The sequence below is a fragment of the Sphaerisporangium siamense genome (assembly GCF_014205275.1).
GTDB classification, from domain to species: Bacteria; Actinomycetota; Actinomycetes; order Streptosporangiales; family Streptosporangiaceae; genus Sphaerisporangium; species Sphaerisporangium siamense.
The window spans coordinates 7,707,679-7,732,261 of sequence record NZ_JACHND010000001.1 but is presented as its reverse complement, the minus strand read 5'-3'; the positions used below and the strand labels follow the sequence as shown (position 1 = coordinate 7,732,261).

At 67.5% G+C, this 24,583-nt stretch carries 13 protein-coding genes, 3 rRNA genes and 1 pseudogene; 8 read left to right on the top strand and 9 right to left on the bottom strand.

Features of this window, described 5'->3' with window-relative positions; all coding sequences use genetic code 11:
- Nucleotides 1-219 precede the first annotated feature (219 nt).
- Nucleotides 220-534, top strand: a complete 315-nt coding sequence (locus tag BJ982_RS34965) for a luciferase domain-containing protein (protein WP_184887258.1) — start codon at nt 220-222, stop codon at nt 532-534.
- 24 nt (nt 535-558) lie between these two features.
- Here the strand turns inward: BJ982_RS34965 and leuE are convergent, their stop codons facing one another.
- Nucleotides 559-1,209: a leucine efflux protein LeuE gene (gene leuE, locus BJ982_RS34960; protein ID WP_184889781.1), complete on the bottom strand. Its 651-nt coding sequence runs from the start codon at nt 1,207-1,209 to the stop codon at nt 559-561.
- A gap of 104 nt (nt 1,210-1,313) precedes the next feature.
- Nucleotides 1,314-2,525, bottom strand: a complete 1,212-nt coding sequence (locus tag BJ982_RS34955) for a serine hydrolase domain-containing protein (RefSeq protein WP_184887256.1) — start codon at nt 2,523-2,525, stop codon at nt 1,314-1,316.
- A 485-nt stretch (nt 2,526-3,010) separates the two neighbouring features.
- Here BJ982_RS34955 and BJ982_RS34950 point away from each other — a divergent pair, with 485 nt between their 5' ends.
- From BJ982_RS34950 to BJ982_RS34935, 4 genes are all read left to right on the top strand, one after another.
- Nucleotides 3,011-4,342, top strand: a complete 1,332-nt coding sequence (locus BJ982_RS34950; protein ID WP_203958870.1) for a cellulose binding domain-containing protein — start codon at nt 3,011-3,013, stop codon at nt 4,340-4,342.
- Nucleotides 4,343-4,623: 281 nt separating this feature from the next.
- Entirely contained in the window at nt 4,624-5,973 is a 1,350-nt protein-coding gene (locus tag BJ982_RS34945) for a cellulose binding domain-containing protein (RefSeq protein WP_184887252.1), read from the top strand.
- Nucleotides 5,974-5,987: 14 nt separating this feature from the next.
- Nucleotides 5,988-8,099 (top strand): fibronectin type III domain-containing protein, encoded by a 2,112-nt coding sequence (locus BJ982_RS40770; protein WP_311772297.1) that lies wholly within the window; start codon nt 5,988-5,990, stop codon nt 8,097-8,099.
- A 133-nt stretch (nt 8,100-8,232) separates the two neighbouring features.
- Complete coding sequence (locus BJ982_RS34935; protein WP_184887250.1) at nt 8,233-9,477, top strand: glycosyltransferase family protein; 1,245 nt, start codon at nt 8,233-8,235, stop codon at nt 9,475-9,477.
- Between the two features lie 22 nt (nt 9,478-9,499).
- Here the strand turns inward: BJ982_RS34935 and BJ982_RS34930 are convergent, their stop codons facing one another.
- Nucleotides 9,500-10,168 carry a helix-turn-helix transcriptional regulator gene (locus BJ982_RS34930; RefSeq protein WP_184887248.1) on the bottom strand — a complete coding sequence of 223 codons (669 nt, stop codon included), beginning with the start codon at nt 10,166-10,168 and terminating at the stop codon, nt 9,500-9,502.
- A 22-nt stretch (nt 10,169-10,190) separates the two neighbouring features.
- Nucleotides 10,191-11,129 (bottom strand): AI-2E family transporter, encoded by a 939-nt coding sequence (locus BJ982_RS34925; protein WP_311772296.1) that lies wholly within the window; start codon nt 11,127-11,129, stop codon nt 10,191-10,193.
- A 726-nt stretch (nt 11,130-11,855) separates the two neighbouring features.
- Between BJ982_RS34925 and BJ982_RS34920 the strand changes: the two genes are divergently transcribed.
- The 3 genes from BJ982_RS34920 to rrf all read left to right on the top strand — a co-directional run bounded on the left by BJ982_RS34920 (nt 11,856) and on the right by rrf (nt 17,262).
- Nucleotides 11,856-13,375: ribosomal RNA gene (locus tag BJ982_RS34920) — 16S ribosomal RNA — on the top strand.
- Between the two features lie 485 nt (nt 13,376-13,860).
- A 23S ribosomal RNA gene (locus BJ982_RS34915) occupies nt 13,861-16,999 on the top strand.
- Between the two features lie 146 nt (nt 17,000-17,145).
- Nucleotides 17,146-17,262, top strand: a 5S ribosomal RNA gene (gene rrf / locus BJ982_RS34910).
- The 16S, 23S and 5S rRNA genes sit together here, the layout of an rRNA operon.
- 1,596 nt (nt 17,263-18,858) lie before the next feature.
- Here rrf and BJ982_RS41060 read toward each other — a convergent pair.
- From BJ982_RS41060 to BJ982_RS34885, 5 genes and pseudogenes are all read right to left on the bottom strand, one after another.
- Nucleotides 18,859-18,975: pseudogene (locus BJ982_RS41060) on the bottom strand (hypothetical protein); the annotation flags it as partial.
- Nucleotides 18,976-19,075: 100 nt separating this feature from the next.
- On the bottom strand, nt 19,076-20,572 hold the full coding sequence (locus BJ982_RS34900) for a phosphodiester glycosidase family protein (RefSeq protein WP_184887244.1): 1,497 nt from the start codon (nt 20,570-20,572) through the stop codon (nt 19,076-19,078).
- A gap of 359 nt (nt 20,573-20,931) precedes the next feature.
- Nucleotides 20,932-22,035, bottom strand: coding sequence for a DmpA family aminopeptidase (locus tag BJ982_RS34895; RefSeq protein ID WP_203959233.1), 1,104 nt, complete (start codon nt 22,033-22,035; stop codon nt 20,932-20,934).
- The gene (locus tag BJ982_RS34890; RefSeq protein ID WP_184887242.1) at nt 22,032-23,642 is read right to left on the bottom strand and encodes a PucR family transcriptional regulator; all 1,611 of its coding nucleotides are present in this window, start codon (nt 23,640-23,642) and stop codon (nt 22,032-22,034) included. The genes BJ982_RS34895 and BJ982_RS34890 overlap by 4 nt, the downstream gene beginning before the upstream one ends.
- A gap of 132 nt (nt 23,643-23,774) precedes the next feature.
- Entirely contained in the window at nt 23,775-24,575 is an 801-nt protein-coding gene (locus tag BJ982_RS34885) for a TetR/AcrR family transcriptional regulator (protein ID WP_184887240.1), read from the bottom strand.
- Nucleotides 24,576-24,583: the final 8 nt, after the last annotated feature.

Genomic DNA, 24,583 nt, shown 5'->3' with positions numbered 1-24,583 from the left:
TTGGCGGCTGACCATGCCGAATGCCGCCTATTTCGGTCATAAGATGAAAAAGATCCGTTGAATGGATCATCAAGGCCATGTGGCCTTATGTCGAAGCGCCGCGAGGTGATTGAACATTGGATAACGGTTCGGGAACGGGGGGTTTCCGGACGAGGTTCGGGCCGCGAGCATGAAGACATGGCAGTGCTCTCGCGCACGCATGTTCGGTCGGCTGCGTGCGTGGCCGATGTCGCCGTCGAGTTGACCCGATGGCCCGACCTGATCGTCAGCCGTACACGCAGATCCATCAGATTCCACGCGGGAGGCCGCGAGATCATCCGCATGTCGGGCGATCACACCGCGGAGCTCCTTCTGACCACCCCCGTCATCGACCGATGGGCCAAGGTCCTCGCCGGGTCGCACCGCGTCACCGAGGGGCACAACGCCGGATGGATCCGGGTCGAGATCGAGGACCGCACGGACGCCCACATGTTCCTCTCGCTGGTCAGCGTGGCCTTGAAGGCCAACGAGGAAAGTGAGTCCGGCCACCGCTGAGGCGGTGGCCGGCCCGCCGGTCGCTCAGCTCAGGCTCGTCGTGGCGAGCTTGGCGCCGAAACCGACGAAGAGCACGCCCACTCCCGAGGTCAGCCCGGCCGACAGCTTCCTGCGCCGCCGGAACTGGGTCGCCAGATACACGCCGCCGAAAATCAGCGTGGAGAGATACAGCATGCTGAACAGCTGACATATCGCGCCCAGGATCAGGAACGACACCACGGGCGCCCCGTAGTGCGGGTCCACGAACTGCACGAAGAACGAGATGAAGAACAGGATCGCCTTCGGGTTCAGCAGACTGATCGTGAGGGCCTTCCTGAACGGGTCGGCGAGGTCGGCTACGGGCGTGACCTCGGGCACCTGCCCGGCGCCGCCGCGCCGGTCGCGCAGCGCCGCGCGGATCATCCCGAGGCCGATCCAGGCCAGGTATCCGGCACCGGCGTACTTGACCACGTTGAACAGCGGCGGCGTCGACTGCAGCAGCGAGGCGACGCCCGCCGACGAGAGGACCATCAGGACGGTGTCGCCGGCGAAAACCCCGGCGGCCGCGCGATAACCGGCGCGGACGCCGCGCTGGGCGCCGGTGGTGAGGACGTAGAGGGAATTGGGGCCGGGGAGAAGGATGATCAGGAAGGCCCCGATCACATAGGTCCAGATATTGGTGATGCCGAAGAACATGCGGCCTAGCTCCGTAGTCACGAGGGATGTATCACGTTATACACGGACGCATCCCGCTCCCTCGGCGCAGGCCGCACCCTCCTCCCCGCCGGCCCCCGGCCGCCTCAGAGGTACCAGAGGCCCCCGTGCGCCTGCTGGTATCCGAGCGTGCGGTACACCGCGTTCACGAGGGACTGCCCCCGCTCGTTCACCCCGAGCCCCGGCCCCTGCAGGTTCATCGAGTAGCCGAACGACAGGCGCGGCACCGGGTCGGCGAATCCGAGCGAGCCCCCCATGCCGGAGTGCCCGAACGCGTCCTCCGACAACAGCACCCCCTCGCTGTCGGGACCGGGCAGGTGCCGGTTGTCGGTGCCCTTCATGAAGCCCAGCGTCCAGCGGGTCGGCACGAGCAGCGCCGCGTCCACCTGGGTGGCCGCCGCGACCGAGCCCATCATCGCGAGCTGGTCAGGGGACACCAGCCCCCCGCCCACGGCCAGCGGCCGGTACAGGCCCGCCAGGCCCCGGCCGTTGGTGATCCCGCCGACCGCCCCGATCTCCGCGGCGTGCGCGGCCCGCGAGTCCGTCTCTCCCGGCGTGAGCATGTAGCCGCCGGTGTTGCCGATCACCAGTGCCTGGATCGAGGCGGGGTCGGTGAACGCCCGCTGGTAGAAGGTCGGCAGGGACGCGCCGGGCGACGGCGGGGGAGCCGGGATGGTGGGGGCGACGCGCCGTTCGAACTCCTCGGGAAGCCCGATCCAGAAGTCCAGCCCGAGCGGGCCCGCGACCTCGTCGCGGAAGAACGTGCCGAGCCCGCGCCCGCTGACGCGGCGGACCACCTCGCCGACCAAGAAGCCGAACGTCAGCGCGTGATACCCCTGGCGGGTGCCGGGTTCCCAGAACGGCTCCTCGGCGGCCAGGCGCCCGGCCATGGCGGCGGCGTCGTATAACGCGCCGCCGGGCAGCGGCGCCCGCAGCGCGGGTAACCCGGCCGTGTGCGTGAGCAGGTGCCGGACGAGCACGCCTTCCTTGCCCTTGGCGCCGAACTCCGGCCAGTACTTGACGACGGGCGCGTTGACGTCCAGCTCGCCCCGTGAGGCGAGGACGTGGGCGCACAGCGCCGTGGCGCCCTTCGTGCACGACCACACGTGGCCGATCGTGTCCTGTTTCCATTCCGTGCCGGTCGTGGGATCGGCGGTGCCGCCCCACAGGTCGACCACGGTGTCGCCGTCTATGGTGACGCACACGGAGGCTCCTACCTCTCCGCGTTCCTCGAAATTCCGCTCGAATTCCTCGTGGACCTCGGCATACCGAGGGTCACAGGTGCCGTGAATCGCCATGTAAGCGACTGAACCACTCGTGATTCGCCGCGTCCATGGATCCGCCCCGTCTCACCGGGGCTTCTGACGGTCTGTACGCCGGGGCGTGGATGGCCTCCCGGACGGCCCGAGGTGACGCGGCTGTGAGGGTGATGGCGCCGCCGCGCGGTACGGGATCTTCGGTCAGGGTTCGTAAAGGACCGTATCTCTCCAGGCGGGCGGGTAGACCAGCCGGTCAGGCTTGTCAGACGCGGTCTGCCATCGTGCAAACCGTGGTGTTTGGGTCTTGTGGCGGCGCTCTCCCGGGGCTACGATCGCGACAACTCTTAGGAAACTTTCCTAAAAGAAGCGACCAACGGAGGCGTCAGTGCCCCGTCCTCCACCCCCTGGATCCCGCTACTGAGCTGCGGACACACGACGGCCCGCGCCGCCGCGCTCGCCACCGCCCTCCTCGCGTCCCCACACCGGACGCGTGCGCCCCGCTCTACGCCGCCATGGGAGCGATCATGCGACGCACCTTCCCCTTATTGATCCTCACCGCAGTCGTGAGCCTGCTCGTCGCGGTCTTCGCGCCGTTCAGCGCTCAGGCCGCCTCCCTGACGGCCACGTTCGTCAAGGTCGCCGCCGCGGGCGGGAGCTTCGAAGGGAAGTACACGGTCACCAACGGCACGTCCGGCGCCATCAGCGGCTGGACCGTCGAGTTCGACATGCCGGCCGGAACCACGGTCGGCGCCTACTGGGACGGCCTGCTCACCCAGTCGAACGGCCACTACAGCGTCAAGAACCGCGAGTACAACGGCTCCCTGGCGCCCGGGGCGAGCGCGACCTTCGGCTTCGTCGGCGTCGGTACCGGCGCTCCCGTGAACTGCAAGGTCAACGGCGCCACCTGCGGAGGCACCGACCCCGACCCCACCCCCACGCCCCCCACCTCGCCGAGCCCCACGCCGACCACGTCGACGCCGCCCACCGGCTCCGTCCTCGTCGCGCCCTACATCGACATCACGATGTCGTCGCCCTCGCTGGTCGCCGCGTCCAACGCCACCGGCGTGAAGAACTTCACCCTGGCGTTCGCGCTGGGCGACAGCAGCGGGTGCAACCCCGCATGGGGCGGCACGATCCCGCTCGGCGACACGCGCATCATCAACGACGTCCGCGCCCTGCAGGCCAAGGGCGGCCAGGTGATCGTCGCCACCGGCGGCGCCGTCGGGCCGTACCTGGAGCACACCTGCGGCACCACCGCACAGCTCCTCGCGGCCTACAAGAAGGTGCTCGACACCGTCGGCACCAACTACCTGGACGTGGACGTCGAGGCATCCATCGACGCCGGCAAGGTCAACGCGGCGCTCAAGCAGCTCCAGGACGAACGCGGTACGGTGATCAGCTACACGCTGCGCATCCAGGGACAGGACTACGGCCTGGACCCGTTCTCGGTGCAGATCCTCGGCGACGCGGCGGCCAAGGGACTGAACGTCCTGGTCAACCCGATGCTGATGGACTTCGGCTACTCGGGAAACTGGGGCGACGCGATGGTCTCGGCCGCCGGGGCGACGCTCGGGCAGATGCGGGCGATCTGGCCCTCCAAGACCGACGCCCAGCTCAAGAGAATGCTCGGCCTCACCCCGATGATCGGCAAGAACGACACCGGGCAGACCACCACCCAGGCGGACGCCCGCAAGCTGCTCTCCTACGCCCAGTCCAACCACGTCGGCCGCATCGGCTTCTGGTCGGTGGGCCGGGACAACGGAGGCTGCCCCAACGGGCAGGTCTCGCCGACCTGCAGCGGCATCAGCCAGTCGCCCTACGAGTTCACCAACATCTTCAAGGGCTTCGCCGGCTGACCAAGGACCGCCGGTACGGCACGCGCCGGCCGTACCGGCTCACCCCCCACCTTGCACACGGCGCGTGGAAACGGCCCGGGCCGGCTTGTGAAAGACCGAGCCGGCTCGGGCGGACCAAAGCCGGGACCGCCTCCCGGCCGCGGCCTAGGCCGTACGGCCCGCGCACGCCCGACCCCCCACGGGGTGTGCGGGCCGTACACCACCACCCCCAGACACCCCGCGCCCCGGCCCGCCCCGGGGTGCGGGGCTTTGACCTCGCTCCACACCCCCCGGAGGTCACCATGAGACCGCGCCTCGCGGTCCGGCTCGCCGCCACGGCCGCCGCGGCCCTCGCCGTCGCCGCCGCGATCGCCGTCCCCGGACCGGCCTACGCCGACACCGCCGTCTTCGCCAGGACGTCGAGCTGGTCGGGCGGCTACAACGGTCAGTTCACGATCACCAACACCGGCCCTGCGACGCTCAACGGCTGGACGGTCGTCTTCGACCTGCCGTCCGGGACCACGGCCGGGGCGTTCTGGGACGCGCTCATGACCCGCGACGGCTCGCGCTACACGTTCAAGAACCGCGAGTACAACGGCACGCTGGCGCCCGGGGCCTCGGCCACCTTCGGCTGGGTGGCCACCGGTGCCGGCGACCCGACCGGCTGCACGCTCAACGGCGGCGCCTGCGCCGGCGGGCCGACCCCCACGCCCACCCCCACCCCGACCCACACTCCCACTCCCACGCCGTCTCCCACCCCTCCGGGCGGCGGCCAGGGGACGCTGGCCCACGCCCCCTACATCGACATGGGGGCCTGGCCCACCCCCAGCATCGCCGCGATGAGGTCCGCCTCCGGGCTGAAGAACTTCACCCTGGCGTTCATCACGGCCTCGGCCTGCAAGGCGATGTGGTTCAACGCCTACGACCCGCGTCAGGCCTGGGCCAAGGACGAGATCGACGCCGTCAGGGCCGCCGGAGGCGATGTGAAGATCTCCTTCGGCGGTGCGACCGGCGTCGAGCTCGCCCAGGCGTGCACCGACGACAACGCGCTGTTCACCGAGTACGACGCGGTCGTCAGGGCCTACGACCTGAAGTTCATCGACCTGGACGTCGAGGGGACGGCCACCGCCGATCCCGTCTCGGTCGACCGCAGGTCGCGGGCGCTCGCGCGCCTGCAGCGTACGCACCCGGACCTCAAGGTCTCGCTCACCCTGCCCGTGCTCCCGGAGGGCCTCACCGCCGACGGGCTGAGCGTGGTGAGGTCCGCGCGCGACGCCGGGGTCGACGTCGACGTCGTCAACGTCATGGCCATGGATTACTACCGGTCCATCGACTATGGGGACGCCGCCGTCCAAGCAGCACAAAGCACCTTCAACCAACTCAAATCCCTCTACCCCGGCAAGTCGGATGCCCAGGTCTGGCGGATGGTCGGCGTCACGCCGATGCTCGGCCAGAACGACGACCGCCGGATCTACGACCAGGCCGACGCCCGGCAACTCGTGGCGTTCGCCAAGTCCAAGAACCTGGGCGAGCTCTCCTTCTGGGAGATGACCCGGGACCGCAACGCCTGTACCGGGGCGCTGTATTCGTGCACCAACATCCCCCAATCGCCGTACGAATTCTCCAAAATCTTCGCGGGGTACAACGGATGACCTTCCTGTCACGCTTGCCGGGCCTCTTTCGCGCCAAGGCCGCCGCTCCACCCTCCGGCGGCTCGCCGTCCACCCGCCGCCGGTCCCGCCTGACGGCGGCCGTGGCGGCGGCGGGCATCGCCATCGGCCTCGCCGTGGTGCCCGCCACCGCGGCCATGGCCGCCAACATCCTGCCCAACCCAGGCTTCGAGAACGGCCTCAGCGGCTGGACGTGCGCGTCCGGCGCGCGGGCGGTGACCACCCCCGTCCACGGAGGCGCCGGCGCGCTTGAGGCCACCCCCGCCGGCGCCGACTTCGCCCGGTGCTCGCAGGTGGTCAAGGTGAAGCCGTCCTCGACCTACAGCCTGTCCGGATGGGTCAGGGGAAGCTACGTCTTCCTCGGCGCGCTCGGCACCGGCACCACCGACGTCAGCACCTGGGGCACGCCCGGCGGCAACTGGGCCCAGCTCACCACGTCCTTCACCACCGGATCCGCCACGAACTCGGTGACCGTCTACGTCAACGGCTGGTACGGCACCGGCGCCTACAACGCCGACGACATCGTCCTCGACGGGCCCGACCCCGGCGGCAACACGACCGTCCCGCCGGCCACCCCCACGGGGCTCGCCATCACCGCCAGGACGGCCACGAGCGTCGCGCTGAGCTGGAACGCCTCCCAGGGCGCCACGTCCTACAGCATCTACCAGAACGGGACCCGGGTCGGCACGCCCACCGGGACCACGTACGTCGCCACGGGCCTCACCGCCGGCGCCACCTACCGCTTCGCGGTCAGCGCCTCCAACACGGCCGGCGAGTCCGCCAAGAGCGCCGAGGTGACCACGACCACCCCCACCGACCCGGTGCCGCCCACCCCGCCCACGGGGCTGGCGGTCACCACCACGTCGGCCACCACCGTCACGCTGTCGTGGTCGGCGTCCCAGGGCGCGACCTCGTACAACGTCTATCAGGACGGCGTGAAGGTCGCCTCGCCCACCGCCACCACCTACACCGCCACCGGCCTGACCACCGGCCGGACCTACCGGTTCGCCGTCAGCGCCGCCAACGCGGCGGGCGAGTCCGCCAAGTCCGCCGAGGTGACGGGCGTCCCGTCCGGCGACCCGACCACCCCGCCCAAGCGGCTGCTCGTCGGCTACCTGCACGCGTCGTTCGCCAACGGCTCCGGCTACATCAAGATGAGCGACGTCCCCGACAGCTGGGACATCATCCAGCTCGCCTTCGGTGAGCCGACCTCCGTCACCTCCGGCGACATCCGGTTCAGCCAGTGCCCGGTCGCCGAGTGCCCGAACGTCGAGAGCGAGGCCGACTTCATCGCCGGCATCCGCGCCAAGCAGGCCAAGGGCAAGAAGGTGCTCATCTCGATCGGCGGCCAGAACGGCCAGGTCCAGCTCACCTCGGCCGCCGCGCGCGACAAGTTCGTCAGCTCGGTCAGCGCGATCATCGACAAGTACGGCCTCGACGGCCTCGACATCGACTTCGAGGGCCACTCGCTGGTGCTGGACGCCGGGGACAACGACTTCAAGAACCCGACCTCGCCGGTCATCGTCAACCTGATCTCGGCGCTGAAGTCGCTGAAGGCCAAGTACGGCTCCAAGTTCACGCTCACCATGGCGCCCGAGACGTTCTTCGTCCAGCTGGGGTACCAGTTCTACGGCGGCGGGACCACCGGGGCCGACCGCAGGGCCGGGGCCTACCTGCCGGTCATCTACGCGATGCGCAACGACCTGACGCTGCTCCACGTGCAGGACTACAATTCGGGTCCGATCACCGGACTGGACAACCAGTACCACACCATGGGCACCTCGGACTTCCACATCGCCATGACCGACATGCTGCTCGCGGGCTTCCCGGTCGCGGGCAACACCGCGAACATGTTCCCCGCGCTGCGGCCGGACCAGGTCGCCATCGGCCTGCCCGCCGCCACGTACGCCGGCAACGGCTTCACCTCGGTGGCCGAGGTCCAGAAGGCGTTCGACTGCCTGGCGAAGGGCACCAACTGCGGCAGCTACAAGCCGCGCGGCGTCTACCCTGGGCTGCGGGGCCTGATGACCTGGTCCATCAACTGGGACAAGTACAACTCATTCGAGTTCTCCACCAACCACCGTCGCTACCTGAACGCCTTGCCATGACGCACACCGGCCACTCGATCGCCACCCATTGGAGTCCAAACACTTCTTTGTGTGAGCAACCCTGGATAGATGGTGGCAATTTTCGTACCCGAGTGGTCGGTTTGGTCTGCCTTCCGGCAGGCTAGTGAGCGTCATGGACTACGCAATCCTCACGGGGTTCGTCCTCGTCTCAGGTGTCGTGCTGGCGATCGTCGCGCAATGGAAGGGCTGGAAACCGTCCCTGGCCGTCGCTCTGGCGGTCGGGATCGGTGTCCGCGTCCTCATCATGGCGCTGTCGGCGGTCGACACCTGGCAACCGGTCGACTTCGTGAACAGCTTCAAACCGGCGGGCGAGGCCATCCTCGCCCACCGGGATCCTGTGCTGGAGAGCAACGGCGGCTGGCACTTCCTGCCCACGATTCCGTACATGTACGGATTACTCCTGTGGATGAACATCCCCTGGGAGATCGCCGGCCGCCTCGTCACCGTCATCGCCGACATCATCCTCATCCCGCTGGTCGGCAAGCTCGCCGGCGGGAAGGACACCGGCCTGCGCGCCTTCCAGTACGCCTGCAACCCCCTGGCCGTGCTCGTCGCCTCCGTGCACGGCCAGGTGGAGCCGGTCTCCCTGGTCTTCGGCGTCGCCGCCTTCGTCGTCGCCCGCAACGCCAGGACGTCCAGGCCCGTCCGTAACGCGATCATCGCCGGACTGCTCATGGGCCTCGCCCTCTGCGCCAAGAGCTGGCCGATCTGGCTCGTCCCCGGCATGCTGCTCTTCCTGCCCGACCTGCGCGCCCGCGCCTACGCCTTCTTCGCCACGGGCGTCGCCCCCATCTTCTTCCTCGCCACCCTCCCCATCGGCGCGGGCACCTCGCTCGCCCAGCTCCCCGAAGTGATCAAGACCATCGGGGACGTCCGCCCGATCATCGGCGAATGGGGGTGGACGGCCGTCGCGGTAGGGGGCGACTGGACCCTCGACGCCGAGCTCGCCCGCTACGGCCAGTGGATGATCTACGGCACGCTGCTCGTCGTCCTCTACCTCTGGCGCCGCGCCGACCCCATCGACCTGACCACCGCGCTGCTGCTGGCCTTCATGGTCGTCACCCCGCGCCTCGGCGCGCAGTACCTCATGTGGTTCATGCCGTTCCTCGTGGCCCGGCCCACCCGCTTCGCCTGGCCGGCCATCATCGGCACCTCCACCTGGGCCGCGGTCGGATACCTGTACCTCACGCAGTTCAACAACGACCGGTGGTGGATCCTCCACTCGCCCTGGGCCATCAGCTCCGTCGTGCTGCTCCCCATCCTGGTCGCCGCCATGCCGTGGGGACGGCGCCGCGACACCGAGACGTCCCAGGTGTCCAGCAGCTTGCCGGCCTCTCCCGTGGGAGCCTCACTCTGACCCGGTCCGCCCCGTCCCGCGTCTACGCGTACGGCTCCAGCAGCCGTCCCATCGACACCCCGGCCAGGCGCCGCACGTCCCTCGCCATGTGCGCCTGGTCGGCGTAGCCGCTCGTCGCGGCGACGTCGGCCAGCCGCGCGCCCGACCGCGCGACCCTCAGCGCCCGCTGGAACCGCACCACCCGCTGCAGCGTCTTCGGCCCGTACCCGAACGCGCGCACGCACCGCCGGTTCAACTGCCGCTCGCTGAGGCCGAGATCCCAGGCCAGGTCCCCCACGGCCCTTCCCCGGCGCAGCGCGCCCGCGATCGCACCGGCCCCCGCGTCCGGCCCGGGCGTCCCGCGCAGCAGCCTCTCCACCGCGCGCTGCAGGTCGTCGGGACCGCGCACCTCGACACCCGGCAGGTCGGCCACCGGAACCCGCCGGTCGCGCAGCCATGCGACCGGAACCCCGAAGAGTTCCCCTACACCGCCCGGCTTGAACCGCAGGCCCGTGAACGGCTCGCCCACAGGAAGCTCCGCCAGGTACGGACCCGTGTCCGGCCCCGCGACATGCGGCCCGTCCGGGGCCCAGATCAGGTCCACGCATCCGTCCGGCACCACCCGCTGCACCAGCGGCGCCTCGGCCTCCTGTGTCCACAGGCAGGCCACCCGCTCCGCGAGCGCGGGACGCGGCGGGGACTCCACGTACATACGCCCAGCCTACGAGGGCGGCTCACTTCCGCGGGATCTCGCCGGACACCAGCGCGCCCGTCCACTTCGCCGCCGGATCGCTGTCGATCAGCACCGCGCGCACCAGCAACGTCAGCGGGATCGCCAGCAACGCCCCGAGCGCCCCCAGCACCCACGCCCAGATGATCAGCGACAGGAACGTCGCCGTCGTCGTCAGCCCCACCGCGTCGCCGAGGAACTTCGGCTGGATGAACGACTGGACCACGACGTTGATCACTATGTACGCGACGACGACCAGCACGAGACCACGGACCCCACCGGTCAGCAGCGCCAGCAGCGCCGGCGGCACGAGAGCCCCACCACGAACCCGATGTTCGGGGATGTAGTTGGTGATCAGCGCCAGCAGACCCCACAACAGGGGGAGCGGCACCTCAAGGAAGTACAGCGCGACCACGTCCAGTGCCGCACAGATCAGCCCGAAGATGGTCGAGACCAGGATGTATCTCCGGGTCTTGCTCGCGAACGTCGTCAGCGCGCCCACCATGGCGGGACGCTCCGCCGCGGCGGCCGCCATCACCCGCGAGATGATCGGCGCGTCCAGGCTCATCGCCAGCAGCAGCACCACCATGAGGAACAGGCTGGTGAGCACGCCCATCACGCCGGAGACCAGTCCCTGGGCGAACTCCAGGATCTGCGCCGGGTTGAGCGACTGCAGCGCCTTGTTGACCTGCGGCGAGATCCCGTGCTCCGCCGCCCAGAGCTGTGCCTGCGCCGCCAGCCTCCCGAACTCGTCGGTGTAGCTCCGGGACCAGCACGGCCCAGCTCGACGACGGCCGCCGTCAGCGTCGCCACCATGCCGAACAGAAAGACCATGACGACCGTGAACGGAACCGCGACCGCCACCCCAGGCGGGCGCGCCCTTGCGCGTCAGCCACGCCCTGATCGGCGAGACGGCGATCGTGAGGACCAGCGCCAGCACCACCGGCCCGACGACCGCGTCGATCGCCTTGACGCCGGCGAGCGCGATGACGGCCGCGGCGGCGCGACGAGCAGCATGACCAGCGCCCGGGGAAGCGTTCGATCGCTCAAGCGTGCCTCGATCCGCTAGGGGACGTCTTCAGGTGTACCGCGAGCCGGGACTTTGATGCCTCTACGCCCGGAAGCCTCTACCTGATCGTTGCCTGGAATGGATCGAGCGCGCGCCGCAGACTGCTAATCTTTTGTTGTCGGCATCGCCCGGACACAAACCCCGCTCACCGCTCCTGGTGGAGTGTTGCGCGGGTTGGGGTCAGGTGTGGTGCCGGTACTCCTCGTTAAAAGATCTACCTGGTCTCGTTTGCCTAGTGCGGTGAGGTTGGGTAAGTTAGAGGGGTTGCCCTGGAGACGGGGTGCGGGTCTTGGCGCTGGTCAGGGCCTGGGTGCTGGTGCGGGTGTCGGTAACGGCCCGGTTTGCCGGTGGTCAGGTTGGTTGATAGCGTCGGGATCACCGCGAAACGAGATGGAAGCCCCGGAGTTCGGGTCCTGGTCGCAGGGTTCGGGTGATGGTGTACGCGTCCGTTTCTTGAGAACTCAACAGTGTGTTAAAAGCCAGTGCATGAATCATGCATGATCCTCCGTCCGCCATGCCTCTGGGTGTGGTGGTGGATGATTCCTTTGGTTGGCATCGCGTCCTGTGGGACGGGTGCTCGCCGGGATTTTTTCCAGACATTGTTTGGAGAGTTTGATCCTGGCTCAGGACGAACGCTGGCGGCGTGCTTAACACATGCAAGTCGAGCGGAAAGGCCCTTCGGGGTACTCGAGCGGCGAACGGGTGAGTAACACGTGAGTAACCTGCCCTCAACTTCGGGATAAGCCTGGGAAACCGGGTCTAATACCGGATAAGACCCTGCGTGGCATCGTGTGGGGTGGAAAGTTTTTTCGGTTGGGGATGGGCTCGCGGCCTATCAGCTTGTTGGTGGGGTAGTGGCCTACCAAGGCGACGACGGGTAGCCGGCCTGAGAGGGCGACCGGCCACACTGGGACTGAGACACGGCCCAGACTCCTACGGGAGGCAGCAGTGGGGAATATTGCGCAATGGGCGGAAGCCTGACGCAGCGACGCCGCGTGGGGGATGACGGCCTTCGGGTTGTAAACCTCTTTCAGCAGGGACGAAGTTGACGTGTACCTGCACAAGAAGCGCCGGCTAACTACGTGCCAGCAGCCGCGGTAATACGTAGGGCGCGAGCGTTGTCCGGAATTATTGGGCGTAAAGAGCTCGTAGGTGGCTTGTCGCGTCTGCCGTGAAAGCCCATGGCTTAACTGTGGGTCTGCGGTGGATACGGGCTGGCTAGAGGTAGGTAGGGGCAAGCGGAATTCCTGGTGTAGCGGTGAAATGCGCAGATATCAGGAGGAACACCGGTGGCGAAGGCGGCTTGCTGGGCCTTACCTGACGCTGAGGAGCGAAAGCGTGGGGAGCGAACAGGATTAGATACCCTGGTAGTCCACGCTGTAAACGTTGGGCGCTAGGTGTGGGGTCCTTCCACGGGTTCCGTGCCGTAGCTAACGCATTAAGCGCCCCGCCTGGGGAGTACGGCCGCAAGGCTAAAACTCAAAGGAATTGACGGGGGCCCGCACAAGCGGCGGAGCATGTTGCTTAATTCGACGCAACGCGAAGAACCTTACCAAGGCTTGACATCGCCTGGAAAGCTCTGGAGACAGGGCCCTCCTTTGGACTGGGTGACAGGTGGTGCATGGCTGTCGTCAGCTCGTGTCGTGAGATGTTGGGTTAAGTCCCGCAACGAGCGCAACCCTTGTTCCATGTTGCCAGCGCGCCCTTCGGGGTGGTGGGGACTCATGGGAGACTGCCGGGGTCAACTCGGAGGAAGGTGGGGATGACGTCAAGTCATCATGCCCCTTATGTCTTGGGCTGCAAACATGCTACAATGGTCGGTACAGAGGGTTGCGAGGCCGTGAGGCGGAGCGAATCCCTAAAAGCCGATCTCAGTTCGGATTGGGGTCTGCAACTCGACCCCATGAAGTCGGAGTCGCTAGTAATCGCAGATCAGCAATGCTGCGGTGAATACGTTCCCGGGCCTTGTACACACCGCCCGTCACGTCACGAAAGTCGGCAACACCCGAAGCCCGTGGCCCAACCCGCAAGGGGGGGAGCGGTCGAAGGTGGGGCTGGCGATTGGGACGAAGTCGTAACAAGGTAGCCGTACCGGAAGGTGCGGCTGGATCACCTCCTTTCTAAGGAGCACCGGCCCGGCTCGATGCGCCCAGCGCATCACCACCGGGTCCATGGCTGCGGTCACAGGCGAACGTCCTGTGCGTGGCCGGCTCATTAGTGGAGCACTGGCTACTCAACCAGACCCGTTCATCCGGGACCTGCCAGTACTGCCTGCTTCTTCGGAAGCGGGTTCAGGACCGCGGGGTACGGGGCCGGGGTTGGTTGGACACACTGTTGGGTCCTGAGGGAACGGGCCGTTTGCGCGGGGCCGCTGGGGTGACCGGATTTCGTCTGGTCGCGGTGGCGGTCTCGTTGCTTGTGCGGTGGTTGTTCTTCTCGGTCGGGACCGGTCTTCTGTCATACCGGCTCACGTGTCCGGCGTTTGGTTCTTCTCCTTCTGTTGTGGGGGGTTGGGCTGCTGGGTGGTGTGGGTGTTTGGTGGCGGGTTGGGCTGGTGGTCTCGTTTGTTGTTTGTGAATTGCATAGTGGACGCGAGCATCTTTGTGGCCAAGTTTTTTAGGGCACACGGTGGATGCCTTGGCATCAGGAGCCGATGAAGGACGTGGGAGGCTGCGTTAAGCCTCGGGGAGTCGCCAACCAGACGTTGATCCGGGGATGTCCGAATGGGGAAACCTGGCACCAGTCATGTGGTGTCGCCGCCGTCTGAATGTATAGGGCGGTTGGTGGTAACGCGGGGAAGTGAAACATCTCAGTACCCGTAGGAAGAGAAAACAAAATGTGATTCCGTGAGTAGTGGTGAGCGAAAGCGGATGAGGCTAAACCATGCGCGTGTGATAGCCGGCAGGTGTTGCGTGTGTGGGGTTGTGGGACCTTCGTGGGAGGGCTGCCGTTCTCCCGAGGAGTGATAAACCGTTGCGATAGCCGAAGCCTCTGGGAAGGGGCGCCGTAGACCGTGAGAGCCGGGTAGGTGAAATCGTGTCGGCTTCTTGAGGGGATCCCAAGTAGCACGGGGCCCGAGAAATCCTGTGTGAATCTGCCAGGACCACCTGGTAAGCCTGAATACTCCCTGATGACCGATAGTGCACGAGTACCGTGAGGGAAAGGTGAAAAGCACCCCGGTGAGGGGTCGTGAAATAGTACCTGAAACCGTGTGCCTACAAGCCGTAGGAGCGTAACCGTCCTTCGGGATGGTTGTGATGTGACTGCGTGCCTTTTGAAGAATGAGCCTGCGAGTCATGGTGTGTGGCGAGGTTAACCCGTGTGGGGGAGCCGTAGCGAAAGCGAGTCTGAATAGGGCGTTTGTAGTCGCATGCTGTGGACCCGAAGCGGAGTGATCTACGCATGGGCAGGTTGAAGCGCGGGTAAGACCGTGTGGAGGACCGAACCCACCAGGGTTGAAAACCTGGGGGATGATCTGTGTGTAGGGGTGAAAGGCCAATCAAACTCCGTGATAGCTGGTTCTCCCCGAAATGCATTTAGGTGCAGCGTTGCGTGTTTCTTGCCGGAGGTAGAGCACTGGATGGCTGATGGGCCTTACCGGGTTACTGACGTCAGCCAAACTCCGAATGCCGGTAAGTGAGAGCGTGGCAGTGAGACTGCGGGGGATAAGCTCCGTGGTCGAGAGGGAAACAGCCCAGACCACCGACTAAGGCCCCTAAGGGTGTGCTAAGTGGGAAAGGATGTGGAGTCGCAGTGACAACCAGGAGGTTGGCTTAGAAGCAGCCACCCTTGAAAGAGTGCGTAATAGCTCACTGGTCAAGTGATTCCGCGCCGACAATGTAGCGGGGCTCAAGTACGCCGCCGAAGTCGTGGCACTCACACGTGTAGCCCGGTGCGGCTTTGTCGCATCCAGGTGTGTGGGTGGGTAGGGGAGCGTCGTGCAGCCGGTGAAGCGGTGGGGTGACCCAATCGTGGAGGCTGTGCGAGTGAGAATGCAGGCATGAGTAGCGAATCAGAAGTGAGAAACTTCTGCGCCGGATGACCAAGGGTTCCTGGGCTAGGTTAATCCGCCCAGGGTAAGTCGGGACCTAAGGCGAGGCCGACAGGCGTAGTCGATGGACAACGGGTTGATATTCCCGTACCCGCGGGCACGCGCCCATATCGAATCCAGTGATACTAAGGGTCCTTAACCCCTCACGCCCTTCGGGGTGTGGGTGAGGGTGAACGCCTGGCCTGATCTGGTAGTAGGTAAGCGATGGGGTGACGCAGGAGGGTAGCCCATCCCAGGCGATGGTTGTTCCTGGGGTAAGCATGTAGGGAGGAGCGTAGGCAAATCCGCGCTCTATTATCCTGAGATGTGATGCCGAGCCGATTGTGGTGAAGTGGGTGATCCCATGCTGCCGAGAAAAGCCTCTAGTGAGTGTGCCGGCGGCCCGTACCCTAAACCGACTCAGGTGGTCAGGTAGAGAATACCGAGGCGATCGGGTGAACTGTGGTTAAGGAACTCGGCAAATTGCCCCCGTAACTTCGGGAGAAGGGGGGCCTTCGCTGGTGATGGACCGTGCGTCCGGAGCTGGTGGGGGTCGCAGTGGCCAGGGGGAAGCGACTGTTTACTAAAAACACAGGTCCGTGCGAAGTCGTAAGACGATGTATACGGACTGACGCCTGCCCGGTGCCGGAACGTTAAGGGGACCGCTTAGCTTGTGGTAACGCAGGCGAAGGTGAGAACTTAAGCGCCGGTAAACGGCGGTGGTAACTATAACCATCCTAAGGTAGCGAAATTCCTTGTCGGGTAAGTTCCGACCTGCACGAATGGCGTAACGACTTCCCCGCTGTCTCAACCGCAGACCCGGCGAAATTGCACTACGAGTAAAGATGCTCGTTACGCGCAGCAGGACGGAAAGACCCCGGGACCTTCACTACAGCTTGACATTGGTGTTTGGGACGGCTTGTGTAGGATAGGTGGGAGACGGTGAAGCTGTCACGCTAGTGGTGGTGGAGTCATTGGTGAAATACCACTCTGGTCGTTTTGGATGTCTAACCCGCGCCCGTGGATCCGGGTGGGGGACAGTGTCTGGTGGGTAGTTTAACTGGGGCGGTTGCCTCCTAAAGGGTAACGGAGGCGCCCAAAGGTTCCCTCAGCCTGGTTGGCAATCAGGTGGCGAGTGTAAGTGCACAAGGGAGCTTGACTGTGAGACCGACGGGTCGAGCAGGAGCGAAAGCTGGGACTAGTGATCCGGCGGTGGCTTGTGGAAGCGCCGTCGCTCAACGGCTAAAAGGTACCCCGGGGATAACAGGCTGATCTTCCCCAAGAGTCCATATCGACGGGATGGTTTGGCACCTCGATGTCGGCTCGTCGCATCCTGGGGCTGGAGTAGGTCCCAAGGGTTGGGCTGTTCGCCCATTAAAGCGGTACGCGAGCTGGGTTTAGAACGTCGCGAGACAGTTCGGTCCCTATCCGCTGCGCGCGCAGGAGACTTGAAGGGGGCTGTCCCTAGTACGAGAGGACCGGGACGGACGAACCTCTGGTGTGCCAGTTGTTCTGCCAAGGGCATGGCTGGTTGGCTACGTTCGGGAGGGATAACCGCTGAAGGCATCTAAGCGGGAAGCCTGCCTTGAGATGAGGTCTCCCACCCCTGTGAGGGGGGTAAGGCTCCCAGGTGACGACTGGGTTGATAGGCCGGGTGTGGAAGCATCGTAAGGTGTGGAGCTGACCGGTACTAATAGGCCGAGGACTTGACCACAAAGCAACAACACCCGCTGCTGTGCGGGTGGTGCTCGCGTCCACTGTGTGATCTCAGAGACATCAAACCTGAGACCCACACCAACCAACAGGCACCGGTAATGGTGTGTTGGTGGGTGGTGTGCTCGGTTGGTTGTTTCACGGGGTTACGGCGGTTTTAGCGGAAGGGAAACACCCGGTTACATTCCGAACCCGGAAGTTAAGCTTTCCAGCGCCGATGGTACTGCACCGGGGACGGTGTGGGAGAGTAGGACACCGCCGGACAATCTTTCGAATAATGCAGGGTAGGGCCATCCAGGAGCTTCGTGCTCCACGGGTGGCCCTTCCTGCATTTCCAGGACTTTTTCATTCGTGGTCTCCGAGACTTTTCTTTCGTGCGTTCCTGTCACAAACTCCGGGACTTCTCTCCTTCGCCACGCAGGGTTTCGTTGCAGGCGCCGCGTCGGCGGGACGCAGGTCGGTCAATCCCGGCGCCCCTGACGGCGGCCCGCCCCCCCCTGCCCGCGACGACCGCCGGCCTGTCAGGAGAACGAGCACGCCGAGGCACGCCTCAGAACGGGCCTCGCCTCCGGCTCGGGCTGTGTTTCCCAGGCGCTGACGCGCCGTCCTCTCGCACCGCGTACTGCGGGTGGGCCGGCTGGGCGCCGTCATGGACGCCGGGCTCCGCCGACCTGCACCCCGCCGACGCGGCGCTGAACAGAAGCTCGCACCCGAACGAGAGAGCACGGAACGGGGAAACAGCGAGCGCGGAACGGAAAGAGCGTGGAGGCGTTCGGAGGCCGTTCGGAGACATGCGCCAAGGCGATGAGGTCGGCGGAGGGAACGCCGACTCTGAGAGGTAGTGCGGGGCTGCGCCGGGGAATGGGCCTCGCCTTCGGCTCGGGCTGTGTTTCCCAGGCGCTGACGCGCCTTCCCCTCGCACCGCGTACCGCAGAACGCGGCCGGTCGGCCGCTGTCATGGGCGCCGGGATCCGCCGACCTGCACCCCGCCGACGCGGCGCTGAAGAGAAGCTCGCGTTCGAGCGGGAAGAGCGCGGAGAGGTTCGGAGGCATGAGCCAGGCGATGGCAGCGGAGGGAACGCCGGACTCTGAGAGGTGAATGCGGCTGCGCTGGGACTGGGGAACCGGAGAAGAGCGTGCCGGCGTGGTGTGGGAGCGAACGACGAGCTGGACCCAGAAGCGGATGTCCTTGACCATGAAGCGGGAGCAGATGCCGGGGTCCACTTACAAGTGAACGCGGGGCTGCACAGGCGATAGGAAGCGGCTGCGGGGCTGCGCCGGGAAATGGGCCTCGCCCTCGGCTCGGACTGTGTTCCAGGCGCTGACGCGCCTTCCCCCCGGCACCGCGTACCGCGGGAGGGCCGGCTGGGCGCCGTTGTGGGCGCCGGGCTCCACCGACCTGCGTCCCGCCGACGCGGCGCCGAAGAGAAGCTAGCACGCGAACGGAAGGAGCATGACCGAGAAGAGTGCGGAAGGGAAGAGCACGGAGACGGCACCTGCTGGAAGGCTCCGACAACGCTAGATGACTGTCAAGACGAGGGCTGTGCCAGGAAGTGGCAGTGGACGGAACGCCGGACTCTCAGAGGTGAATGCGGGGCTGCGCGGGGGAATGGGCCTCGCCTCCGGCTCGGGCTGTGTTTACCAGGCGCTGACGCGCCTTCCTCGCACCGCGTACTGCTGAAGGGTCGGCTGGGCGCCGTCATGGGCGCCGGGCTCCGCCGACCTGCACCCCGCCGACGCGGCGCCTGAGAAGCGGAGCAGCAGGGGCGCAGAGTTGTGGTGCTCCGCCGGGAAGTGGGCCTCGCCTATGGCTCGGGCTGTGTTTCCTAGGTGCTGACGCGCCTTCCTTTGGGCCTTCTTCTAGTTGCTCAGCTTCTTGTACTTGTTCATGATCCATCGCAGCCGACAGGTGTTAATGCGATGGATCAGGGGATACAGCGCATGGCGGTAGAAGGCTCCGTAGTAGGCCATCCAGTCCCGTACGCACCGCGTGCTGTGGGAGGGCCGGGCTGGGCGCCGTTGTGGGGGCCGGGCTTCACCGAGCTGCGTTCTGCTGACGCGGTGCCAAGGAGAAGGGCTAGGGGACGAGGAGGAGGGCGTCGCCTACGGGGCGTTCTGGGCCGTCGCTGGGGTGGTTTACTACCTTGTTGTTGACGATCATGGCGGTGCTACCGCCGCCGTCGAGGTTGATGGCCTGGCGGGCGCCTAGCCAGAGCATCAGGTGGGCGGCTTCGATCATGGAGGCGCCGACGGTGACGCCGGGCTTGCGGCCGTCGACGACGGCGAGGATCAGGGTGCCGGACTTGGTGACGCCGGCGAGCGTGCGCGGGTGGCGGCGGAGGATCATGTTGACGTTGGCGTGGCCGTCGGCCTGAGCGGTGATGTGTTCGCGGCCGTTGCGGACCAGGCCCACACCTCCGCCGATGATGCTGGTCTGCGGGGTGAGGGGGACGGACTTGCCGGTGCGCAGGTCCTTCACCTTGGTGGTGATGGTCAGCTTCCACTGCTCGGGGGTGTGGGAGGAGATCCAGTCGGCCATGGTGCCGGTGCCGTGCAGCACGCGGGTTCCGGGCTTGACGGCTCCGCCGGCGGGGCGCAGTTCCAGGACCTGGCCGGTCGCGTCGAGGACGGCCTCGGTGCCGTCGTCGGCGGGGGTCTTGGCGCCGAACTGCTCGGTGTACAGGACGAGCTCGTCGGCCTCGGCCGCGCGGTTGACGCCGTTCACGACGGTGCGCTCGCCGTCGGAGGAGACGGCGGTGACGGTGGTGCTGAGCTCGGTGATCCGGGCCGTGCGGTCCTTGAGGATGAGGGCGCTGCGGCCGGGGACGGCCTCGCTGAGCAGACGGCCGTCGACCACGGAGATGCCGACGGGCTCCCCGCGGAGCTCCTTGGCGGTGTGGATGTTGAAGAACCCGCCGTTCACGGCGGCGAGCGCCTTGGCCTGCTTGGCCATCGCGGACGTCTTCTCGCGCTTGGCGACGCTGACGCCGAGGCTGGAGCGGTAGCTGCCGCGGAAGCCGCGCGGGTTGACGGTGAGGACGCGGAGGTCCCACGGCCCGGTGGTCTGCATCCCGTCATCGCCCAGGAAATCGGTCTTCGCCGGGATGTCAACCTCTTTGAGCTGCTTGACGATTTTATCTGCCTCTTTGCGGTCTTTCAGGGACCACGACCCTAGGCGCACCATATAGCCGACACCCTCCCGGTAGTCGGCGACCGCCGGGCGGACGACCTCCTGGATCGTCGCCGGGAAACCCGCGGCCTCGGCCGTGGCCGCCGCCGCCTCGGCGTCGGCGCGCTTGCCGACGTCCTTGCCGTTCATCAGGAGCGACACCGTATAGCCGTCCGTGGCGCTTCCATGGGTGAGCGTGAACAGGTCGACCCCGGGGGCGACGGCCTTGCGCGTCTGCTTGGCGACCGCGCGCGGGCCCAGCGGGAACGCCGTCGTCGGCAGCCCGGCGCGGGCGGAGGGAGCCGCCGCGGCGGCTGACGATTCCGCGGACGCGGCCACGGGCGCGCCTGTCGCGAGGATGGACAGAGCGGCGAGACCGGTGGTGAGGCGGCGCGGCGTCGGCATTCGAAGGCTCCCGGGGGGTGATCACGTCCTTGCCGCACCATGGTCTTGGCTGGGGCGGCCCGGGCGCCGGGGAACACGCCAACGTCTATGAGAATGTAACCCGGCGTCATCCGTAATCAGGGAAATATCGCCTCAGTGTCCTATCTCGCCGCTATATGCGCACCGTTATGTCACGCCCTGTAAGCGGTTCGTGCGGCCGAAAAGGCGAAAGCGAACGGGGCCGAACCGGTTTTGGCCCGATGACGTGCGGCGGCGCGTTCCGCAACATCCCGGAATGGCGGAGCCGAGCCGTTGTCCGAATACCGCTACACGAGGCCCGGTGGCAGTGCGCCCCCGGGCCTTCGCGCGTGAGGTCAGGGTCAGGCCAACAGGGCGGCGAGGCGCCGGGCGTCCAGGCCGTGGGCGGTGACGCCGTCGGCGCCGGTCATGGTCTCGGCGGCGACCAGGACGTTGACGATGGCCTCCTCGACGGCCTCGATGGTCGCCCAGAACAGCGGGTCGATGTACTCGTCGGCCAGGACCGTGACCGGGAAGGTGCGCGGCGGGGCGGCGTCGAGGGCGTTGGAGGGCAGGTCGCGGTTGTGCGTGGCGAAGCACACGAAGCCGTCGCCGCTGCCGTTCTCCCCGGCCCCGCCGGTGCGGGCGACGCCGAGCGCGGCCCGCCGGGCGAGCCTGCGGCACTGGTGGGGGAGCAGCGGGGCGTCGGTGGCGACGATGCCGATGATGGAGCCCGCCCCCTCGTGCGCGAGCGGCATGGGCCGCGGCACGTCGGCCATCGCGCGTCCGACGGGCACGCCGTTGACGGTGAGGCGATCGCGCATGCCGTGGTTGGCCTGGACCAGCACGCCGACGGTGTAGCCGCCGTCCGCCTCGGGCAGGACGCGCGAGGCGGTGCCGATGCCGCCCTTGAAGCCGTGGCAGATCATGCCGGTACCGCCGCCGACCGCACCCTCGGCGACCGGGCCGCCGGTCGCCGCGGCGTAGGCGGCCCTGACGTGCTCGGGCTTGACGTGCTGCCCGTCGATGTCGTTGAGCCTGCCGTCCCAGGTCTCGCCCACGACGGGCAGGGACCACGCCTGCGGTCCCTTGTCGCGGGAGGAGAGTTCGAGCTCGACGATGGTGTCGCGGACGACGCCCACGGACCCGGTGTTGGTGAGCCCGATCGGCGAGCCGAGCAGGCCGAACTCGTCGAGGTAGGCCATGCCGGTGATCTCGCCGTTGCCGTTCAGCCAGTGGTAGCCCGCGTACACGGGCTCGTCGAAGGCGGAGCCCTCGTGCGGGAGGATCATCGTGACGCCGGTGCGCACCGGGCCCTCGCCGCGCACGCGCGGCCCGTCGCCGTGGATGAGGGTGGTGTGGCCGACTCTGACCCCCGTGACGTCGGTGATCGCGTTGTACGGCCCGGGGGTGCCGGCGCCGATGACGATTCCGTGGTCACGTGCCCGCATGGCGGTCGCGCTCACCGGGTCTCCCTTCTGAATGATTCCAGCGCCAGCAGGGCGACGTGGAGCGACAAGCAGGAGTCGACGTCGTCGAGGTCGGTGTCGAGGATGCGTTCGAGGCGGCGGAGCCGGTCGTAGAAGGCCGGGCGCGACAGGTGGGCGCGCTGGGCGGCGACGGCCTTGTTGCGCCCGGCGTCGAGGTAGGTGCGCAGGATGCCGGTGAGGTCGCCGCCGCGGTGGGCGTCGTGGGCGAGTAAGGGGCCGAGCTCGCGCTCGGCGAAGGTCTGCAGGCGGGCGTCGTCGCGCAGGAGGTGGAGCAGGCCGCGCAGCCGCAGGTCGGGCAGGCGGTAGAAGGGGCGGCGGTCGGGCTGGCGCGCGGCGGCCTCGGCGACCTGCTCGGCCTCCAGGAAGCTGCGGCGGACGTCCCTGATCGACTCGACGACCGATCCCGCGGCGAGGACGAAGGGCGTGGCGAACGCCATGCGCAGGCGCTCGGCCAGCGAGGTGAGCGCGGCCTCGGCGGGCGTGCGGGGCGGCAGCGGGAGCAGGACGCCGACGCGGTTCTGGTCCAGGGCGCCGACGAGGGCGGGCAGGCGGGCGTCCCGGCAGGCGGCGGCGGCGGCCTCGGCCAGCTCGCCGAGCTGGGCCTGGAGGTTGAGCGCGGTGTCGGCGGCGTCGGTGAGCCGCAGCACGACGCTGATGAGCTTCCTGCCGGTGAGGGGCACGCCCACCGCGCGAGCCCGGGCGGCGGCCTCGTCGGGGTCGGCGTAGGCGTGGGTGAGAATGCCGGTGATGATCGTGCCGTGGGCCTGGCGCTCCAGGCTTTCCTGGTGGCGCTCCAGGAGGCGGCCGAGGGCGAGGGTGGTCGCGGCGCGCTCGGCGAGGACGACATCGCGGGGGCCGGGCGGCTCCTCGCAGATGATGATGAGCCGCCCCCAGTCGTGGCCGCGCGCGCCGACCATGGTGACCAGCCAGCCGGAGGAGGGGTCGTAGGCGGTGCGTTCGTGGGGGCTGACCGCGCGCGAGCGCGCCTCCCAGTTGGCGAGCAGGACGCCGGTGTCGCGGCCGGCGGTCTCGCAGGCGAGCACCTGGTGGGCGAGGTTCTCCAGTAAGGCGGGCCGCGCGGACAGGCGCGAGACCTGGCTGAGCACCTCGGCCGGCGAGGCGCCCTCGACCGACAGCTCGGTGAACACCTCGTGCAGCTGCTCGGAGGCGCGCAGCTCTTCGAGCTGGATGTCGATGATGCGGGCGTGCACCGACTCGGTGATCTGGACGAACGGGGTCTCGCGGGTGAGCGTGACGAGCGGGAGGCCGTGCAGCTCGGCGGACTCGACGACCGCGTGGGGCAGCTCGCGGATGAACCTGCGGCCGAGTTCGACGATGAGGCCGGAGGCGCCGACGGCGGCGAGGTCGGCGATGTAGTCGGCCAGCTTGTCGGGCTCCTCGGGCAGTGCGACCCCCGTGGTGAGGATCAGCTCCCCGCCACGCAGGAGGTGGGCGATGTCGCTGACCTCGCCGACGTGTACCCAGCGGACGCGGGTGTCCAACCGGTCGGCGCCGGCGACGATGCGCGGGCTGCCTCGGCGGACGGCGTCCAGTGCGAGGACGTCGGCCAGGGTCGGTAGCATATGTCCGAGCGTAGCCGATCAGGGTGTAAGACTGACGGTGCACTACCTGACACAGTGCCTCCCACCTGGTACGTCAGAGGGCGTTCCGGCGGTGACGGTGCAGGGGAACGGTCTCGCGGAGGCTTGTGACGGTCACGCGGAGTGATCGGCGGGGGAGGGTGTTCCGGCCCCTTCGCCGGCCGCCCTGTGGATCTCCCGGCCGTCCTCGTCGCGGCGCAGCCGGGCTTCCAGCCCGTCGAGCATGGAGGTCAGCCCGAACTCGAAGCTGAGCGCCCTCGTGGTCGCTATCTCGCTGGGGGCGTAGCCGGCGTAGCGGCACCGCAGCTCCGGATAGTCGGCCGCCGCGACCTCGACCTGCTCCTGCATGGCGTCGTACCACTTCTGTTCGGCGGCCTCGGTGCCGCCCACCTTGGTGAGCAGGCCGACCTCGGGCGTGGTGGCGCCCAGGGTGTAGGCGACCACGGCGGCGACGCCGTAGTCCAGGGTCCTGCCGGTGAAGCCGCCCTTCCCGAAGGCGGTCATCAGGTTGTTCATGACCTTCAGGGCGTTCGGCCCGATGCTCGGCATGGCGGAGACGAGCTGCGCCGCCCAGGGGTGCTGGAACAGGGCCTGGCGCAGGCCGTAGGCGAACCGCGTGGCCGCCTCGCGCCAGGTCGGGGACGCGACCGCCCCGGGGAACCCGTCTTCCGCGTAGACCTCGTCGAGGACCAGCTCCAGCAGGTCGTCCTTGGTGGCGACGTGCCAGTAGATGCTGGTCGCGCCCGCGCCGAGCCGGGCGCCGAGCCTGCGCATGCTGAGCGAGTCCAGGCCCTCGGCGTCGAGCAGCTCGATCGCCGCGCGGACGATCTGCGTGCGGCTGAGCGCGGGCTGCTCGCGGCCGGGCTTGGGCGCGGTGTCGCGGGCCCAGACCGACCTGTAGGGCTTGGTCGCCACGTGGCCTC

Coding starts and splice junctions, on each gene's coding strand:
- BJ982_RS34950 (WP_203958870.1), top strand. CDS start 3,011: ATGCGACGCACCTTCCCCTTATTGATCCTCACCGCAGTCGTGAGCCTG.
- BJ982_RS34890 (WP_184887242.1), bottom strand. CDS start 23,642: ATGCTACCGACCCTGGCCGACGTCCTCGCACTGGACGCCGTCCGCCGA.
- BJ982_RS34900 (WP_184887244.1), bottom strand. CDS start 20,572: ATGCCGACGCCGCGCCGCCTCACCACCGGTCTCGCCGCTCTGTCCATC.
- BJ982_RS34935 (WP_184887250.1), top strand. CDS start 8,233: ATGGACTACGCAATCCTCACGGGGTTCGTCCTCGTCTCAGGTGTCGTG.
- BJ982_RS34930 (WP_184887248.1), bottom strand. CDS start 10,168: ATGTACGTGGAGTCCCCGCCGCGTCCCGCGCTCGCGGAGCGGGTGGCC.
- BJ982_RS34945 (WP_184887252.1), top strand. CDS start 4,624: ATGAGACCGCGCCTCGCGGTCCGGCTCGCCGCCACGGCCGCCGCGGCC.
- leuE (WP_184889781.1), bottom strand. CDS start 1,209: ATGTTCTTCGGCATCACCAATATCTGGACCTATGTGATCGGGGCCTTC.
- BJ982_RS34955 (WP_184887256.1), bottom strand. CDS start 2,525: ATGGCGATTCACGGCACCTGTGACCCTCGGTATGCCGAGGTCCACGAG.